General features: G+C 63.0%; 17 protein-coding genes and 2 pseudogenes. 11 read left to right on the plus strand and 8 right to left on the minus strand.

The annotated features are described in order from the left end of the window. Positions 1–149: 149 nt before the first annotated feature. On the minus strand, positions 150–533 hold the full coding sequence (locus ACERK3_17145; protein MFA9480008.1) for a BlaI/MecI/CopY family transcriptional regulator: 384 nt from the start codon (positions 531–533) through the stop codon (positions 150–152). Positions 534–744: 211 nt separating this feature from the next. Between ACERK3_17145 and ACERK3_17150 the strand changes: the two genes are divergently transcribed. The 10 genes and pseudogenes from ACERK3_17150 (at position 745) to ACERK3_17195 (ending at position 9,423) form a co-directional block, all read left to right on the plus strand. Then, positions 745–1,248, plus strand: a complete 504-nt coding sequence (locus tag ACERK3_17150) for an RNA polymerase sigma factor (GenBank protein ID MFA9480009.1) — start codon at positions 745–747, stop codon at positions 1,246–1,248. Next, the gene (locus ACERK3_17155) at positions 1,227–1,766 is read left to right on the plus strand and encodes a hypothetical protein (GenBank protein MFA9480010.1); all 540 of its coding nucleotides are present in this window, start codon (positions 1,227–1,229) and stop codon (positions 1,764–1,766) included. Before ACERK3_17150 ends, ACERK3_17155 begins: the two co-directional genes overlap by 22 nt. Positions 1,767–1,795: 29 nt before the next feature. Beyond that, positions 1,796–3,244: a hypothetical protein gene (locus tag ACERK3_17160; GenBank protein ID MFA9480011.1), complete on the plus strand. Its 1,449-nt coding sequence runs from the start codon at positions 1,796–1,798 to the stop codon at positions 3,242–3,244. 23 nt (positions 3,245–3,267) lie between these two features. Then, a complete protein-coding gene (locus ACERK3_17165) occupies positions 3,268–4,782 on the plus strand; it encodes a hypothetical protein (GenBank protein MFA9480012.1) in 1,515 nt (504 codons plus the stop codon). Positions 4,783–5,010: 228 nt separating this feature from the next. Beyond that, complete coding sequence (locus tag ACERK3_17170) at positions 5,011–5,994, plus strand: ATP-binding cassette domain-containing protein (GenBank protein MFA9480013.1); 984 nt, start codon at positions 5,011–5,013, stop codon at positions 5,992–5,994. After that, a complete protein-coding gene (locus ACERK3_17175; GenBank protein ID MFA9480014.1) occupies positions 5,994–6,812 on the plus strand; it encodes an ABC transporter permease in 819 nt (272 codons plus the stop codon). The genes ACERK3_17170 and ACERK3_17175 overlap by 1 nt, the downstream gene beginning before the upstream one ends. Positions 6,813–6,816: 4 nt before the next feature. Next, positions 6,817–7,617, plus strand: a complete 801-nt coding sequence (locus tag ACERK3_17180) for an ABC transporter permease (GenBank protein ID MFA9480015.1) — start codon at positions 6,817–6,819, stop codon at positions 7,615–7,617. A gap of 129 nt (positions 7,618–7,746) precedes the next feature. Then, positions 7,747–8,094: pseudogene (locus tag ACERK3_17185) on the plus strand (ASCH domain-containing protein). Positions 8,095–8,193: 99 nt separating this feature from the next. Further along, a pseudogene (locus ACERK3_17190) lies at positions 8,194–8,712 on the plus strand (GrpB family protein). A gap of 45 nt (positions 8,713–8,757) precedes the next feature. Beyond that, positions 8,758–9,423 (plus strand): nucleotidyltransferase domain-containing protein, encoded by a 666-nt coding sequence (locus ACERK3_17195; GenBank protein ID MFA9480016.1) that lies wholly within the window; start codon positions 8,758–8,760, stop codon positions 9,421–9,423. On the opposite strand, the gene ACERK3_17200 is transcribed toward ACERK3_17195, so the two are convergent. The 7 genes from ACERK3_17200 to ACERK3_17230 all read right to left on the minus strand — a co-directional run bounded on the left by ACERK3_17200 (position 9,420) and on the right by ACERK3_17230 (position 17,291). Continuing rightward, positions 9,420–10,556: a hypothetical protein gene (locus tag ACERK3_17200; GenBank protein MFA9480017.1), complete on the minus strand. Its 1,137-nt coding sequence runs from the start codon at positions 10,554–10,556 to the stop codon at positions 9,420–9,422. The genes ACERK3_17195 and ACERK3_17200 overlap by 4 nt on opposite strands. A gap of 115 nt (positions 10,557–10,671) precedes the next feature. After that, positions 10,672–12,756, minus strand: a complete 2,085-nt coding sequence (locus ACERK3_17205) for a permease prefix domain 1-containing protein (protein ID MFA9480018.1) — start codon at positions 12,754–12,756, stop codon at positions 10,672–10,674. A 13-nt stretch (positions 12,757–12,769) separates the two neighbouring features. Next, positions 12,770–13,099, minus strand: coding sequence for a PadR family transcriptional regulator (locus ACERK3_17210; GenBank protein ID MFA9480019.1), 330 nt, complete (start codon positions 13,097–13,099; stop codon positions 12,770–12,772). Between the two features lie 93 nt (positions 13,100–13,192). Next, the gene (locus ACERK3_17215; protein ID MFA9480020.1) at positions 13,193–15,166 is read right to left on the minus strand and encodes a hypothetical protein; all 1,974 of its coding nucleotides are present in this window, start codon (positions 15,164–15,166) and stop codon (positions 13,193–13,195) included. Further along, complete coding sequence (locus tag ACERK3_17220) at positions 15,163–15,894, minus strand: hypothetical protein (GenBank protein MFA9480021.1); 732 nt, start codon at positions 15,892–15,894, stop codon at positions 15,163–15,165. The genes ACERK3_17215 and ACERK3_17220 overlap by 4 nt, the downstream gene beginning before the upstream one ends. Positions 15,895–15,924: 30 nt before the next feature. Further along, positions 15,925–16,866, minus strand: a complete 942-nt coding sequence (locus tag ACERK3_17225) for an ABC transporter ATP-binding protein (protein ID MFA9480022.1) — start codon at positions 16,864–16,866, stop codon at positions 15,925–15,927. After that, complete coding sequence (locus ACERK3_17230) at positions 16,866–17,291, minus strand: GntR family transcriptional regulator (protein MFA9480023.1); 426 nt, start codon at positions 17,289–17,291, stop codon at positions 16,866–16,868. The genes ACERK3_17225 and ACERK3_17230 overlap by 1 nt, the downstream gene beginning before the upstream one ends. A gap of 182 nt (positions 17,292–17,473) precedes the next feature. On the opposite strand from ACERK3_17230, the gene ACERK3_17235 reads away from it, so the two are divergent. Next, positions 17,474–17,806 (plus strand): PadR family transcriptional regulator, encoded by a 333-nt coding sequence (locus ACERK3_17235; GenBank protein MFA9480024.1) that lies wholly within the window; start codon positions 17,474–17,476, stop codon positions 17,804–17,806. Position 17,807 lies beyond the last annotated feature (1 nt).

A 17,807-nucleotide genomic window follows, 5' to 3' on the forward strand; every position in this document is an offset into this window, starting at 1 on the left:
TCAAAAGCATGCGTACCGGAACACCCACTCGTCGGTGCGACGTTTGTTTCGACATCATGGCCCACCCGCTTCCTGATGAGTTGCTCGTGCCCGGACACGACCCCCGAGCGATAAAAAATCATTGATCGTCCTTTCGCCGATATCCACGATCAGTCGCCGCGGTCGCGGGCGTCGTCGATCATCTGGTGCAGCCGCTGCCGCTGCTCTTCAGTCAGTTTCACCTTCCGTCCGGCCAGGTACGCCCCGAACGCCTGCTCCACCGAGCCGTCGAAGAAGGTCTGCACCACTTTCTGCATCGCCGACTGCCCGGTGCGTCGGCGCGGGGCCTTGGCCCGGTACAGATACTCCCGCCCGACCTTCCGGCGGGCAAGCAGCCCCTTGCGATCGAGGATGAGCACCATGTTGCGGATCGCCATCGACGTCGGCGGGTCGGGCAAATGTTCCTGCAACTGATTGACGCTCAACTCGCCCTCGGCATAAAGCGCGTTCATGATCTGCCGTTCCCGGCGGCTGAGGTTCTGGTGCGGGTCCATGGGTGCTCTCCTCGAAGTTCCACAAGAAAGGCGGACGTTGCGGTTGATGGCGTCGTTCAGTGCGCTACCTTTTTAACGCGCTAAGATATGCAAGGCAAGACCTGGCGCGAGATTTTTCGCGTATGATTTTGCTGGCCATTTCACCAATTTCACGGCAGGATTCGGAAAAACCGGTGCGGGTGGTGTCTTACAGGTAGAACCGAGGAGGCGGATGAGCGGGATTGAGCCGGAAAGCCTGGCCCGATGGTACGGCCGATTCGCTCCGGCGCTGCTGCTTTATGTCCGGCAATGGCTCGGTGCGGCGGAAGCCGAGGACGTGGTGCAGGAAGTGTTCGCATCGCTGATGCAACAACGCCAGCCGCCTGCGTCGGTGCAGGCCTGGCTGTTCCGCTCGGCTCGCCACGCGGCGCTCAATGCTCAACGTTCACGCAGACGGCGTACGAGTCACGAAGCTCGCCTTGCCGCTACCGATGCGGGTTGGTTTCAGGCGGATCCCGGCCAGGCGATCGACGCCCAACTCGCCGAGCACACGCTGGCCGACCTGCCCGACGAACAGCGCGAGGTGATCGTGCTTCGGATCTGGGGCCAGTTGGGCTGGCAGGAAATCGCAGACCTGGTCGGGCGACCGACCTCAACCGTGTTCAGCCGATACCAGAGCGGCTTGCAAAGTCTCCGGCAGCGATTGGAGAACCCATGTCAGAAACCAGACGATTGACGGCAGAGCAGCGTGAGCTGGAATCGGCTTTGAGTGGCCTGCAGCCGCGCACCCCACGACGCGATCCGGCGGTGTTGATGTTCGAGCTTGGTCGACGCGCCGAGCGACGACGATGTCGACGGTGGCAAGCGGGCGTGGGCGGATTGAGCCTGCTGGTGGTATTAAGCGTGAGCTTGCACGTGACGAGCTTCGTCCGGCCAACCACGGGCACTGGTGTGATGGCAGAGCAGGACGAGGGAGCTTCCCCGCAACTCGTGCAGGACGAACCCGCTGAACGTCTGCCTCAACCGCAGCAACACGCCTCGACGAGGAGTGAGCGGGGGATGGCAGAGCCTGTGACAGATCGAACCTGGTCCTGGCGGACCGCCGTCTCCGAGGACGCGCAAGAGCGTTCGACCGAACATGACCACAGCGTCGGTCATCTCAGCCGTGTCGTGCAGGAGCACGGGATCGACGCCCTGCCCGAGCCGGCGTTGCGGTTCAAGGTCGACCCATTGAATCTGTCTTCGTCGTTGTAGCGCGATGAATGGACACTGGAGCACGAGTCATGCATGAACAATCCTTGATGATCAACCGGCGTGGCTGGGCAGTGATCATGGCGGTCATGTTCAGCATTCTGCTGCTGACGTCGGCGGAGGCCGAGGAAACGCCGGAATGGCTGGAACTGACCGTGACCCCTGCGGCCGAGCCAAGGCCGGCGCTTCAGTACCGCTTTGTTCACCGGAGGAACGAGCGTCGGCACGGCAATGCGGTGCCCATGTATGCCCGAGCCATGATCCATCTTGGTAGTACTGTCGACTGGGAGGAGACCGGGCCGCGCGTGCGGGACTGGCAAAACCTGCCGCTTGAAGAGTTGCCAGTCGATGAGGTGCGTAAGGTGCTTGGTCATCATCAGGTTTTTCTGGACGAGGCCTCGCTTTACGATCATGCCGAGTGGGAAACCGCCGCTCAGGAGCATGGCATTAGCGCCCTCCTGCCCGAGCTGGGGCAGATGCGAAACCTTGCTCGGCTTGTCTCGCTGCGAACTCGGATCCATATTCTCGAAGGCGATTACGAGTCTGCGATCAGATCTCTCCGCACGGGCTTCACGATGGCGACCCATGTGGCGGAAGAACCGATTGTCATCAACCACCTGGTCGGCATCAGCATCACCGCGATGCTGACCGAGACGGCTTACGAGTTGATTGCCTCACCGAACAGCCCGAACCTGTACTGGGCTTTGGCGCAGGTGAAGGCCGAGCACATCGACACTCGGCCGGCCATTGAGTTCGAGAGTTATCTGATGTACTGGAGTTTTCCCGCGCTTCGCGATCTTTCAACCGTGCCGATGAGCCTTGAACAGGCCGACCGTCTTTGGGAGGAGATCTTCACCTCGCCGATGGCGGCCGACTTTGGCGGCGTCATGTGGGAACATCCGCTGCCTGCGATGGGGATCGGCATCACCGTTTACGCTGAGGCAAAGGCACGACTGATCGAGCTTGGACATGACGTCAAGGCTGTCGAGACCATGTCGGTCAAGCAGACCCTGCTGCTGCACTGGTTGATCGAGTTCGAGCATTGGGTCGACGAGATGATCAAGTGGCATTCCCTGCCTTACGCCGACGCGTGGGAGGGGCAACAGCGATCGCAGCAAGCCTTTGAACGACACCAAGCACGCATGTCGGCCGCAACCAATCCGTTTCTCATGAGTCTGCCCCACTTCGACGCTGCGCGTGCCACTGAAGAACGCTCACGCCGACGGCTCGCGCTGCTGCGATGCGTCGAAGCCATCCGCATGCATGCCGCCGCCAATAACGGACAGCTTCCGGAATCGCTCGATGACATCACGATCGTGCCTGCGCCGGCCGATCCGAGCAACAACATGCCGTTCCGTTACGAGCTTCAGCCGGATGGCAGGACGTTCACGCTTCAGCCTGCCGAAACTGACAATCGCCGCATGGCTGTGCGATTCAAGGAAGATCGCCTGCGTGTCACCGTAGAGCCCCAAGATCAATGATATTTTCCCCACGGAGCAAAACGATGCGACGACAGATATTGCAACGGGTCGGCGTGCTGGCGGTTCTGCTGACCAGTGTCACAGCGGCTTTTGCCAGCGATCGTCACGATCCGCAAGCCGCGGCCGCGCTGCTTGAGCAATATGCCGATCCGTCGACGGTGTTCATCGGCCGGATCACGATCTCTGAAATTGACATTCCCGCGTTGAAGGAAGAGATCCGCCGAACAGTCGAGGCCAGCGGCCTCAATGAACGCGAACAGTCGCTGTTGCTTGGTGGTCTTCCGTCGGAACCGATGCGCGAGGCGGCTGCGGCCTGGTTCGAGGCGCTGGCGGCGGAAGGCGGGAATGAGATTTACGTGCTGCTTTCGCTGACGGACTTTTTCGTGAACATGGAGCCGTCCTTCTTCGTGATCGTGCCCACTGCCGAAGAAGTCGATGCGACGCGCGTGCGCCGGCTGCTGTTCAGTGGCGATGTGCATGGTCGGGAAGTCGCGGATGAGCAAGTCAGGCACCCACTATTGCCCGGCTGGACGACGGAGGTTTTTGATGATGCGGTGGTCCTCGCGATGGGATCGGCGCTTACCCGCCTGCGCGAACAGTCCGGCCATGCCTTGCCGAACCTGGCCGAGGCACTGGCGGCGGTGGAGAATTGGGCGGTGCAACTGCTGATCGTGCCGACAGGAGACACGCGACGGGTGATGCGGGAGCTGATGCCGGCCATGCCCGACGGCACGCGCCCGGGGGCGATCGTGGATCGCGGCATGCAGTGGCTGGCGATGGGGCTGAACCTGCCGCCGGAGCCGGCGCTGCGATTGCGTGTGCAAGGTGAGGATGCCGAAGCGGCGCGAGACTTGGCGGATCTGATTGCGCAGGTGCAGCCGTTGCTGGAACGCGAAGTCGAGCGCGAGGCGCCCGCGATGGTGGGGCCGCTGTCGGCATTGCTGGAACAACTCGAGCCAACGGTGGAGGGCCGACAGTTACGGGTGGAGCCGGATGCGGAAGCGTTTCGGGAGGCTGCAACGACCAGCGCAGGTGTGTTCCTGCAGGTGCGGCTGGAGGCCGTGCGGATGCAGTCCCGCACCCAGTTGCGAGGGCTGCACCAGGCCTCGGTCATGTGGGCCCAGGGGCAGCAGCCACGCGAGGGTGAGCAGCGCCGACCGATGGCGTCGGATCCGGGCAAGCTGCTGTTGGGGAATTACTTCACAGCGGAATGGGTCCTGCATCCGCTTGCGGACATGCGTGTCCCGTCTGATTTCAACGCGTGGCCGGATGAAAGGCGGCGGCAATGGGTGAACGAGCATGCCTCGTACGTACTGATCCCGGGCCTGGTGGAGGATCTTGACGGCAATCGCGTCGCCGGCTTTGAGAAGCCGGAGGTTACCGACGCTCGCCACATCGCTGTGGTGTTCAACGACAACCATGTGCGCGACGTGCCCCTCGACGAGGCGCGGGCGTTGATCGAGGAGCAGACCGGCATGACGCTGGAGGAACTGGCCGAGCAGCAGGCACGCGCCGGCGTGGACGAAACCGACGAATAGCGCATTGGTCGGTGTTCAGCCGTTTCGATTAACACGACCGGGCTACTCAATCAGGCATATGTATCCGCTTGGGTATGGGTATTGGCGCACAGGAATCTGCCGGTACACTTTCTGATTCAGTCGATCTTCCGTTCATACCGGCGCGGCCGCCAAGAAGCCTGTCGGTGTCCGCGCCTGCGCGCGTTGTGCAACAACAAAGCGTTCTCGTCCTCATCAGAGGAAAGTGCCATGCCCCAGATCGTGGTCGAAAACCTGCGCAAATCTTTCCATATCGCTCAGCGGCGGCCGGGCATCATGGGGGCCTTGGCGAGCGTGGTCCGTCGGCGGCATCGTACGGTGCACGCCCTCGATGGCGTGAACTTTATAATCGACCGTGGGGAACTGGTGGGCTACATCGGTCCCAACGGGGCGGGCAAAAGCACCACGGTCAAGATTCTTTCGGGCATCCTCGTGCCCACGGCCGGCCGATGTGAAATCGAAGGCCGAGTGCCGTGGCGCGAACGCGTGGCGCATGTACGCGACATCGGCGTCGTGTTCGGCCAGCGAACGCAGTTGTGGTGGGACTTGCCGGTGATCGAGTCGTTCGAACTGCTGCGCGACATTTACCGGGTGCCGCACACGAGCTATCGTCGTACGCGGGAGGAACTGGTGGCGACGCTCGATCTGGCGCCGCTGCTGGATGTGCCGGTGCGGCAGTTGAGCCTGGGGCAGCGGATGCGGTGCGATCTGGCGGCGGCGTTGCTGCATGAGCCAAGCATCCTGTTTCTGGATGAGCCGACGATCGGCCTGGATGCGGCGAGCAAGCTGGCAGTGCGTGCGTTCATCAAGCAGATCAACACGCGGCGCGGCGTGACGGTGATCCTGACCACACACGACATGGACGACATTGAGGCGTTGTGCAGTCGGGTGATGGTCATCGGCAACGGCAGCGTACTGTGCGACGGCACGCTGGCGGACCTTCGCAGGCAGGTCACGCGCGAGCGGCACCTGATCGTGGATCTTGCCGAGGCCGACGGCTGGCGAGGCGAGCCAGGCTGGGGCCAGCTGATCGAGCACGCAAGTGGACGCGTTCGGCTCGCTTTTGATCCCGACACGCTGTCCCCGGCCGAGCTGATTGCGCAGGTGACAGCGACGCACGCGGTGCGCGATCTGTTCGTGGAAAATCCGCCCATTGAACAGGTCGTCACCCGGCTTTACGAAGGCGGTGCGTAATGATGCGAGCGTACCGGGCGGTGCTGACCCTGCGTTTTCGCGAAGTGCTGCAGTACCGGGCGGCGGCGTGGGCCGGTGTGTTCACGCAGGTGGTGTTCGGCTTCATCATCCTGATGGTGCTCAAGGCGTTTTATGCATCCAGCGAAGCAGAGCCGCCGCTGGGTGTGGGGCAATTGCTGGCGTATGTCTGGCTGGGGCAGGCATTGTTCTCACTCATGCCGTGGAACGTGGATCGCGAGGTGCAGGCGATGATCCGCAGTGGGGCGGTGGCATACGAACTGGCGCGGCCGATGGACACGTACACGCTGTGGTTCTGCCGCACGACGGGCTGGCGGCTGGCGGCGGTGTCGTTGCGGGCGTTGCCGTTGCTGGTGATCGTGGCGGGTGTGTTTCCGCTGGTGGGCATGCATGAATGGGCGCTGCCGGGGCCGGCGTCGTGGCTGGCGTTGGGCGCGTTCGTGGCGGCGATGGTGGTGGCAATCCTGCTAGCGGTAACGATCACAATGCTGATGCATGTGGTCATGCTCTGGACGCTGGATGCCGAGGGGATCACCCGAATCGCCCCGGCCATCGTGATGCTGGGCGCGGGCATGATCATTCCGTTGCCGCTGTTTCCCGATGCGGTGCAGCCGCTGCTGATGGCGCTGCCGTTTCGGGGTCTGCTTGACGTGCCGGTGCGGCTGTACAGCGGGCATATTCCGGTGAGCGAAGCGGCGGCCCATCTCGCGCTGGGGTTGGCGTGGGTGGTTGGCTTGGTCGCGCTCGGACGATGGATGATGACCCGCGGGCTGCGGCAAATCGCGGTGCAAGGGGGCTGACGTGATCAACGGCTTACAGCTTTACATTCGCCTGCTGGGCACGTCGGTTCGCTCACAGCTTCAATATCGCGCCAGCTTCCTGCTGGCGGCGAGCGGACAGTTTCTCGCCACTGGCGTGGAGTTTTTGGGCATCTGGGCCTTGTTCGCCCGCTTCGATCAGCTTCAGGGCTGGCGGCTGGCGGAGGTGGCGCTGTTCTATGGCACGCTGAGCGTGGCCTTCGCGATCGGCGACGCGCTGGGCACGGGGTATGACCGCATGGGGGCGATGGTGCGTAGCGGCGACTTCGACCGTGTACTCGTGCGCCCGCGTTCAACCGTGCTCCAGATCATGGGCATCGAACTGGCCATGCGCCGCGTGGGTCGACTGCTGCAGGGCCTGATCGTGCTCTGTGCGGCCGTCTACGTGCTCGACATTACATGGACGCCCGCAACCGTCGCCCTTCTGCTGCTGACGATCGTCGGTGGCGTTTGCCTGTTCCTGGGCCTGTTCGTCCTTCAGGGCACGCTGACCTTCTGGACCGTCGAATCCGTGGAGGCGGTCAACGCCTTCAGTTACGGCGGTGTGACGGCCGGGCAGTACCCGATCACGATCTACGCCGACTGGTTCCGGCAGTTTTTCACCTTCATCGTGCCCCTGGCATGCGTGAGCTACCTGCCGCTGACCCTTGTGCTCGACAAGGAAGACATCCTCGGCGTGCCCCCAGTTCTGCGAGCATCAGCACCCTTGGTCGGTGTCAGCTTTCTGTGGCTCGCGCTGAGCATTTGGCAAGTGGGCGTGCGACGGTATAAATCGACAGGGAACTGAGGCACGTGTTTTTGAGGCTGGTCTGCGAGCGACATACAACAGGCAGTTACAGACCGATGACTGTCTGGCGCGTCGCCGAAATCGGTCATCCGCGATATGCTTATCGCATCACGTGCAGAGGGATGCTTCATGCAATTGCAGGCACTGTCGGTCGTGGCTCCATGGGGTCACTACATCGCTGAGGGACGTAAGCGTGTCGAGGTCCGCTCGTGGCGCCCGGGCGCGACGCCGATACGCAACCTGCTGATCGTTGAAAATGATCGCCGTCTGACCGAGCCTGGCGATACGGACCCGGCCGGGCGTGCGGTGGCAGTGGTGGATGTCGCCGACGTGCATTCGTGGCGACCGGATGAAGCCGAGGCGGCTTGTTCGACTTGGGAGCCTGGCTGGTGGGCGTGGACGATCGAGCACGTTCGGCCGATTGCGGCGCCGCTTCCCATGCTCGCGGCGCGAAAACTGTACAGGGTGGACGTGGATGAAAATGTTGTATCGAAGCACCTGAACAGGGCAGATGGTGAACCGTACGCATCTCCCACGGCGATGACGCAGAATGATGCCGACGCGGTTGTGCTCGTGCCTTATGACCCCAACTGGCCGACAATGTTCATGGAGATGGCGAACTCGTTACGACACCGCTTCGGCGACACGATTGATCGCATCGAACACGTCGGCAGCACTGCGATCCCAGGCATGAGCGCCAAGCCGGTGGTGGATATGCTCGTTGCCATCCAAACATTTGAGCAGGCAAAGCAACTGATCGTTCCAGCTCTGGTTGGTGAAGGCTGGGACTACTGGTGGCGTGATGATCGCCCGCCGGGACACATGATGCTCATCAAGCGCGATGCGAGAACCGGGGTGCGAACACATCATGTGCACATGGCGCCGTTGAAGCAGGCGGCGCTCTGGCAGCGAGTAACGTTTCGCGACTACCTGATCGCCCACCCGGCCGAAGCACGCCGGTATGAGCAACTCAAGCGTGAACTGGTGATGTGTCTGGCCGAGGATCGCGAAGCCTACACCACGGGCAAGGGGCAGTACGTTCGGGCCGCAACTGCGCGGGCCGTGCAATGGGCGGAGGCGACTGGTCGCACTTGATCGTCACGAAGTGGACGAGCGGTGGACGGCAGCGGGTGGTAAATCATGGCGAAACCAATCCAACAACGCGACATCCATGCCTGGCAACCGCTGAGCGTGCCGGAGGTGGTGGCGGTGATGCGAGGTGCGACCGTGCCATGGTGGATCGCCGGCGGTTGGGCGATCGACCTGTACCTCGGTCGACAGACGCGGCCGCATGGCGATACTGACGTGCTGGTCCTGCGGCGGGACCAATTGGCCATTCAGCAGCATCTGTGTCGTTGGCATCTGTACAAGACCGGCCAACCCACGCCGTCAAGGCTGGCACCGTGGCCCGAGGGCGAGTTCCTCAAACGGGAAACGGGTATCAACGATATATGGATCAAGAACGAAGTGGGTAGGCCGTGGCGGCTGCAATTGATGTTCATGGAAAGTGAAGGCGAGCGGTGGGTGTTCCGGCGTGATGAGCGCATCGGCGGCCGCATCGACGAACTTGGCTGGCAGACGAGCGAGGGTGTGCCGGTGCTGCGGCCGGAGATTCAGTTGCTGTACAAAGGGCGGCTGGCGGATCGGCGTCCCAAGGACGATGCCGACTTTGCGGCCGTGCTGCCGCATTTGGCTACGAGTCAGTGGACCTGGCTGGCGAAGGGGTTGAAGCAGCAGTTTGGCGATACCCATCCTTGGCTTGAGCGACTGTCGAAACAAACGTCCGGACCGTCAGAACCAGATTAGCGTCCAGACTTGAGCAGCCGCGAAGCCAACGTCGGCAGCAGCGCGGGCAGCGACGCCTCCCGTCGAGCGAGGGGCATAAGCAGGTTACGCCAGCCCTCTGTCGCAGGTTCGACGCATGTCAGGCCGTAGTCATCGTGCTCATGACGAATCTGCCGTTGGGCGGTCTCGGACCCATCCACCTGCTCGATATACAATATCGTGGCAACCCGCACCATGATTTCATCCAACAGGAGCGGCCAAGGCGGCGTATGCGTGGCCAGGTATCCCTTCAGCGTGAGTTGATCTCGCAACGGTTGAAGGCGTGCTGCGAAGTCGGGGCACTGGCTGGAGGCATCGGCCCAGAGCGTATGGGCGAACTCATGAAAGATGATGTGGCCGGTATGGCCCAGATGCAGACGAAAACGAAGCGCGACCTCTTCGTTCTCCGCGACATTCGGCGGTCCCAGGCAGCAGTAGGCGGTGCTCGCGTCACCCGGGCCGAAGGCGGTGGTCGCGGGGGCTTCGGGCACCGGGATAAGTCGAAGGGGTGTGCCCGTCCTGCCGAAGATCGAGGTGATGCTCTCCGGGATTCGCCGATGCTTGAGCACCGCTCGGCAATCGTTGACGACCAGTGCCCATTCCGACGCCTGCTTTCGCCACAGGCCCGGCAAGTCGGTCGCCAGCACGAAATCGTAGAGCCGGTCGAGGTAACGATCCGCCAGCATGTGCTGGAGCGTCTGGGCTCGCAAGTGTCCGGCCGTTCCACCGCGAGCGACCGTCACTTCATATGCCGATTGATTCACCGCCCATCGGCCTTCTTCCTGGCTCAAAATCGCCGCAAGGAGAAAGTAGGTACTGAAGTCGCCCACGGATTCGTACTGCGCCCGCGTCAAGCGCACGAAGGGGTGATCTTCATGCATGGCCAGAAGGGCTCGCACCTGCTGCCGGATCGGATGCTCTCGCCATCGCCGACCATCCGCGCCGCGAGCGTTGACGTCCACCCAAGGCGTCAGAAGGAGAATCGCCGCGATCGCACGAAAGCGGTCGTCGACAGTCACGTCGACCTTCATAGGCGGTGCGTCGCTGTGAGGGCTGCGCAACCGGGCGTCCTCGGCACGCTCCGTCCGCGGGTTGGTGTGTTTGTCCGTGCTCATACAACCCCTGCGTCTCGGTGTTGCACAGTTCGTTTCGATAATGACGCCCATCGTGACGACAATCAAGCGAAATGATCGGCCGGTGGCGTTAGACCGTATGGCGGCGAGGGCTCATCTACCGCACACTGTCGGCAAGCCAGTCACGATAGGCGGTGACGGCAGAATGATCCCGTTCGTGCGTAATGCCCACGTTCGCGTGGCGGTCAAGGGCGTCGATGGTGGTGGATTCGCTGATCAGCAGCACCCCGCCGCCGACCAGGCCGACCGTGAGGGTGGCCATCGCCAGCCAGGGCAATGCCGAGCGCACAAGCGTACGGCGGTACATCGCCGTTCGCTTGCGCAACTGGCTCAGCCGAACCACGCCCAGCAGTGCCCATGTGGCGGTGAGTACCAGGGCCGCGATCATGGGCGTCAGCGGCGACGAATTGCCGTGCCGTGTTGAGAGAACAGGAATATCGAACATCAGCACGCCCAGGCCGATCACGCACACAACCGTGACAGCATGCCACCATTTGGATAACGCTGCGACCGGCAGCCCCTGCCTCGCCATGGCCCGTCGCACCAACATAGCGCCGATCAGCACCACGCCAAGCGCCGCGAGCAAGCCTGCCGCGCTGGCCGCTGCGATAGTCGGGACGTCCATCATCCAGAACCGGACAGCGTAAAACCCAACCATCACCGCAAGGACAACTCCGGCAGCGACGGCGATCTCCAACATGTTCGGCCATACCAGCCGCGGCCGTTCGCTGCCGTCGCGGTGACGCAGCAGCGAGACTATCGACGCCAGCGCGGCGCATGCGGTAACCGCCAGCAACATCCACAAGCCAGTCAACAACGCCACCTGAGACAGCCACACGCGTTCCGCTCGATCGATCCACACCGCCCCGGTCTGGTCCTGCCGGTTCATTCGCATCAGGTGAAGCGGGCTGGACAGGGGCGGCAAATCCACATGCAGTGTCTCGCGGAAGCGGGTGTGTTCATGCAGCAGGGCGTCATACACGGCCTGAACGTCGGCAGCTTCATCATCCAGACCGGCCTCCTCCAGCACATGCACCTCGGCGCTTAAGCCCAGGGCGGCGATCGACGAACCAGTGAGCACGATGGTCAGCAGGCCGGCATCCTCCACCATGCGAACGCCAACGTGCTGAACGTGAGAGAGAAGCGATCGCGCTTCGTCGACCCGGCCTTCTTCGCCGAGTTGCCTCGCATAGGCGGCCACGTATCGGGCTGTGAAGCGTGAGCGTGCGGAATACTGGATCCCGCCGCGCAAGGCCGCGCTGGCGAAGATGCTTTGCCGCAGCATGTATTCGTTCGCCGAACGCGACGCAGGCAGCAACGCCATCTGTCGGCCGACGAGGTCCACCCCATGCGTGCGAAGGTAAGCAGATTGACTCGCCGCCACGAACGCTGCAACCACCGCTTCCATGGCTTCGCGATCATCCAGTTCCAACTGCATCTCGCCGTCACGTTGATTCAGTACACCGGCCCGGTACACCAGCAGGCTCGCCTTCAGCAGGTCGTACAACCCGTTGTCAGGCTCAAGCTGCTTGCCGCGCTCCAACGTGTCCAGCAGAGCCTGCGTGTCTGCTTCACCCCGGGCCAGCGCGTCCGAGTCGAGCGAGCCGATCCAGGTCAAGGCATATCGAGCGTGCACCGCCGGGTCATCGGGGTAGGCTTCGACCATCGCCGCGGCACTTTCGAGTGCGCTTTGCGCCTCTGGATCGCCGAGCACCAGTCGCCGTTCCCGCTCGTCGAGGTGACGGAGTAACGCGTGATCGTCGATCGCCACCGGCTGAGCGGCGCCGTCCACGCCGGCGACGCCGGGTTCCATCTGCCATGCCATCAAAGCCTGCAACTGCCGAGCATCCCGCTGCTCCAGGCGATGCTGCATCGGGATCAACGCCACCGCCAACAGCACCGCCGGTACGAGCACCACCCGGGCCGTCCAACGCAGCCAGAACCGCAGGCGGATGCGGCCGCGGTTGGCCCGCCAGAGCTGATCGGCGAGATCCTGCTCATCGCCCAGCGCCCGCATCGCCTGCGCCTCGGCCCGCTCCACCGGCTCGCCCGCGTCGATGTACTCGGCGGTCGACGCGTCCAGGTGGGACGTCAGTTCCTCCGCCACGTCCCGCCGCAGGTCCGGGTCCATCCGCAGCCGATGCGTCACACGCTCCGCCAGTTCATGCAGTCTTGTCGACATGACTCACCCCCGGTCAGCCTTTGGCCAACAGCATGTTCATCGCCCCAGCAAACTGCTGCCACTCTTCGGCCCGCTTCGCCAGTTCGCTCTGGCCGCGGCGGGTGAGCATGTAATATTTCCGCCGCTTGCCGCTCTCGCCGGCTTGCCACTTGGCCTTAATCAACCGCTCAGCTTCCAGCCGGTGCAGGGTGGGGTAGAGCGTGCCTTCACGCCACTCGAAGAGCCCGTTGGTGCGGGCATTGACGAGCTTGACCATCTCGTAGCCGTACATCGGCTTCTCGCGGAGCAGCGCGAGCACCACCGGCACCACGCTGCCGCGCACCAGTTCACTGGAAAAGTCCATGGCGGGTTCTCCTGAGGTTGCCTTGTGTCCCTAGGTATAGAATACCTAGTTACCCGAGGCAGTCAAGCGAAATCACCAGCACTCACAGTTCGCCTACCAATCGGCGGGATCGAAGATATGCAGATCACGGCCGGCGAGGATGACCTTGCCGTCCGGCGTGGCGACGAGGCTCATGAACAGTTCTCCCGGGGCGGCATAGTGTCCGAGCTTCCGCGGCTGCTCGGGTTCACGCAGGTCGAAGACGATCATGCCCGGCTGCGGTTCGTGCACGATCACGAATAGCAGATCGTCGTGGACGAGGCTGGCGAGGGGATGTCCGCCCGTGATCCTTTCAAGTGGCGTAGGCGGGCGATGGCCGACGCGCTCGAAGCGCACCATGTCGCCGTTCGCTCCGGTTTGGTCGTTGATATCACGTCGAGCAACCGGCGAATACCGAAGCACCTCAACGCCTTGCCCATGTGTGAACCGGAGGAGGTGGTGTTCGTCGAACGTGATGGTGGGCATGTCCCAACCAGCGACCTTGAGGGTCAACCACAGGCGTTCGGCCATGTCCCATTCCGGCACATCCAGCAACTGGAACGCGCCTTCATCATTCAGCAACGCCCGCCATATCGAGGAGCGTCGTTGCGAGAGTTCGCGGGCCGGCCACTCAAGCGAACGCAATGACGTCAGATCGTGGTCTGGATTGATGGCAAGTTCCATTAGGCGGGCCGGGTGATGCGTTCCGTCTTCGTTGTGTGGAAAGTAGCCGGGGGTGAAGACCATGGCTCGGTTGTCCCGTTGGAAGACATCGACGTTAAAAACATAAGGTGTATCGAACAGTCGTTGAAAGCTGGTTGCCCGCACAAGTGCGTCGCTGCTTTCACGGATCAGGTCGAAGGCGCCCAGACCCAAAAGGCGATGGCCGACCGGCAAGCCATCAGGGAACACGATCTCCGCCTCCGGGTATTCCGTCATGCTGAACACCAGCGGTACAGTCACCCGTTGGGGCCGGCTCGGCGTCCAGAACAGCGGTATTGTGCGCCGGTGCCAGCCACGGTCGATACCGACTCCCTCCGAAGCGGCCGGCTTCGCGTTCATATCGATCGACCGCAAAATCCTTCCTCTGATATCCACCCTCACGTGTGCGTGATCGGGCAATTCTCGCCGGGATTGCGTGTTGATCTGTCCAGCCCCCACGGTCGCCACGATTCCGCGCTGCCCATCGGTGATCATCTCAAGAACCACCTCGTTCCGCTCCGCCGTCACCGGCACGACGCGCTCCGGCGTCAAATTGCTGCCGATCTGCATCGCCGCCACGCTCATCATCACGAGCAGCAGCACCGCCACCGTCCAGCCCAGCACGTGCGCGTTGACCGCGATCCGCACCTGCCGTTCCAATGCCAGCCATGCAAGCACCGCCGCGACGCCCGCGATGGCGAGCAATGTGCCCGCCAGTTCACCAAGCTGCGGTGACAGCTGCGGCCGCCGCCCATGATGACGCAACGCCTCGAACACATCCATGTACGCCAGCGGCGGCAGCAGCACGGGCACGAAGTAGAGCATCAGCCCCGCCAGCAATGCCAGAAACACCGCGGGCACCGCCTGCCCGATCGCCGCGCCCAGCAAAAACGCCACGGCATACATCGCTGTCATGACCGGCGCTTGTACCGCCATCGCGTTCAACGGCTCGGCCCACGTCTGATCTCCCCGACCCGGCCCGAATGTCAATGCCATCGTCAGCAGATGCTGAAAGACTATCGCCGCAACCGCCACCGACAGCACGATCAGCAGCCCGCTTGCAAACTTCACCCCCACATAGGTCGCCACACTGATCGGTCGTGAGCGCCAGAATGTCTCCACGCCCGCGCCAAGGTCGCGACACGTCGCCGCCACTGCCGTGAAGACCGCGAACGCCGCGCCCAGTGCAAGCGTCACGTTCACCAGCAGCCGGGCACGGCCGGCAAAGCCGAACACCTCGTACAGCTCGGCCGTGAGCGGCAGCACCACCATCAACGCCATGCCTGCATACCAGAACCAGCGCAGCTCGTGCAGTTCCTTCCAGGCCAGGGCCAGGTAGATTCTCATCCGCGTGTCCTCCCGGGTTTGCCGAACAGCCAGGCTCCAACGCCCCAGGCCGCCGCAGCGATTACCAATTGCAATGGCGACCAGCCATAGAGACCGATGTTGATCACGCCAGGCGATGGTGAGCGGATCACATGAACCGGCACGAAATCGTGAACCCAATGCGTTGCCTCAAACATGAGCACCCGGCCGTCCGACATCGGCATCACCACACGCAACAGCGCCACCGCCAGCACCATGCACACCAACAGAAATGCCACGCCCACGACGCCCACTCGTGCCTCCGTGGACAGTCGAATGCCCAGCGTCGTCGTCCACACCAGCACCACCACCGCCATGGGCACGCGCTCCAGAAATCCACTTATCACGTACTGTCCGGGCACTTCGCGTCCACCCGCCATCAGCCACGCCACCGCCATCGCCGCCACCAACGGCAGGCTCACCACGAGCGCCCCCATCGCCGTCTTCACCGCGTACACCACCGTCGGCCGTGCGGGCAGACGCAGCAGCGTCGACACCGTGCCTGCCTCGCGCTCTGGGGCGACCAGCCCCATCGCTATCACGATCGGCAGGACCACCGCTCCAGTGAAACCCGCCATGAGCATGATCATGCTGTCTTCAATCACGCGGGCCTGCAGCCCGATGGCGGTAAAGCCGACCATGATGAAACAGCCCAGCAGTAACCACCAGCGCTGCTCCATCCACTCTTTCCAGATCAGCGATCGAATCATCAGCCCGGCTCCCTTCGTTCGACCATCCGGTTATGCCACCCGCTCCACCGCGTGCCCGGCCGGTGGCGGTGCATGTTCGCCGTCGACACGGCCGATGACGAACGCTTCGAAGATTTCGTCGAGGTTCAGGTCCACAACCTGATGCGGCACGCCGCGGGCTCGCAGGCCGGCGATGGCGGCGGGGGCGTCGTCCACCACCACGGCTGTCTCAGTGTCGCGTTGTCGCACGTCCAGTTTTTTCAACGGCACGTCCAGCCGGCCGTACATGTCGCTGGGCAGCACGATCTGCCGCACCTGCTCGCGCAGCTCATCCGTCGCGGCGGCCCGTACGATCCGTCCCCGGTCGAGGATGGCCACGCGGTCCGCCACGGGCTCAACCTCGTACAGCAGGTGCGAGCTGTAGAAGACCGTTCGGCCTTCGCCTTGGAGGTGCGTCACCACATCGCGGTTGAACTCCTTGCGCATGATCGGGTCCAGGCCCAGCGCCGGATCGTCCAGGATCACCAGCTCCGGCCGATGGGCCAGCGCCAGCAGCAGCCCCAGTCGTACGCTCTGCCCCTTGGACAGGTGGCGGATGCGGGTCTTCAGCGGCAGCTCGAAATCGCGGACGTATCGACGGGCAAGGTCGTCATCCCAGCTCGGGTAAAACGGGGCCATGAACCGGATGATCTGCTCGACGTTCATCCAGCCCCACATCTGCTGATCTTCCGCGAGGTAGCCGACGCGTCGGCGGATGGCCAACGCGTCGCGTGTCGGGTCAAGGCCGAGCACGCGCATCGTGCCCGCGTCCGGCGACATCAGGCCGAGCATCATGCGGATCGTCGTCGTCTTGCCCGCACCATTGCGGCCAAGGAACGCGAACGTCTCGCCGGGTCGCACGTTCAGTTGCACGCCATCGAGCACGGCATGCTTGCCGAAACGCTTGTTCACGCCGTCAACCACGATGGCGTCGGTCGGGGAAGAGTCCTGCATCAGGCCCGCTCCTTTTTCTCGTTGGTTCCGCCGGAGGATGTCAGCCCGCCGGCCGCCGCTTGAATCGCGGCTTTGAAGTGGCGCTCCAGTTCGCCCGGCGTCAGGCCGAGCATCAGCCCCCGCCGGGCAATCTGTTCCAGGTCGCCGCGGTACTGCTTCACCTGCCCGGACAGACGCCGCACCGGCGGTCGATCCGCGATGTAGGTGCCGTCCCCATGCCGGCGATCAAGCAGCCCCTCGCCCGTGAGCTTCTCATACACCCGCAGCACCGTATTCTGGTTGACCGCCAGCTCCCGCGCCAGCTCCCGCACCGATGGCAGTCGATCGCCCGCCTTCAAGCTGCCCGAAAGGCACCGGGCCCGAATCTGCTCGGCCATCTGCCGGGAGATCGGAATCGACGAGGCTCGTTCAATGCGGATGAACATGGTGACTCTCACAGGTGACTACACATATGTAACACCAGTCAGATCACCTCGTCAATCCCTTTTTTCACAAAATCTCACCGCGGACCTGAGCACGATCCCCAGCCAATGCGCTTGATCTGGAAAGAAATGCTTGGCATAACGCTCTATGTCAGATACTATGTATCACATAATAAGGAGCGGCCATGAAAATCGAACGCGAACTCATGCGAGGGGCCGGGCCGGTGGCGGTGCTCAAGTTGCTGGCCAGTAGCGAAAAGTACGGCTACGAACTGGTCCGCCTGCTCGATCAACGGTCCGACGGCGTGCTTGCCATGGGGCAGAGCACCCTCTACCCCATGCTCTACAACCTCGAAGCCAAGGGACTGATCGCCTCGCGCGTGCAGCAGGTCGATAGCAGCCGGCCTCGCCGGTACTACCGCCTGACCGCGAAGGGCAAGAAGCAACTGGCCCGCGATACGGCCCAATGGGAAGCGTTGTCGACGGCCATGGGCAAACTCGGCATTACGGGAGCGTGAA

It is taken from the genome of Phycisphaerales bacterium AB-hyl4, assembly GCA_041821185.1.
Taxonomy (GTDB): Bacteria; Planctomycetota; Phycisphaerae; order Phycisphaerales; family Phycisphaeraceae; genus Natronomicrosphaera; species Natronomicrosphaera hydrolytica.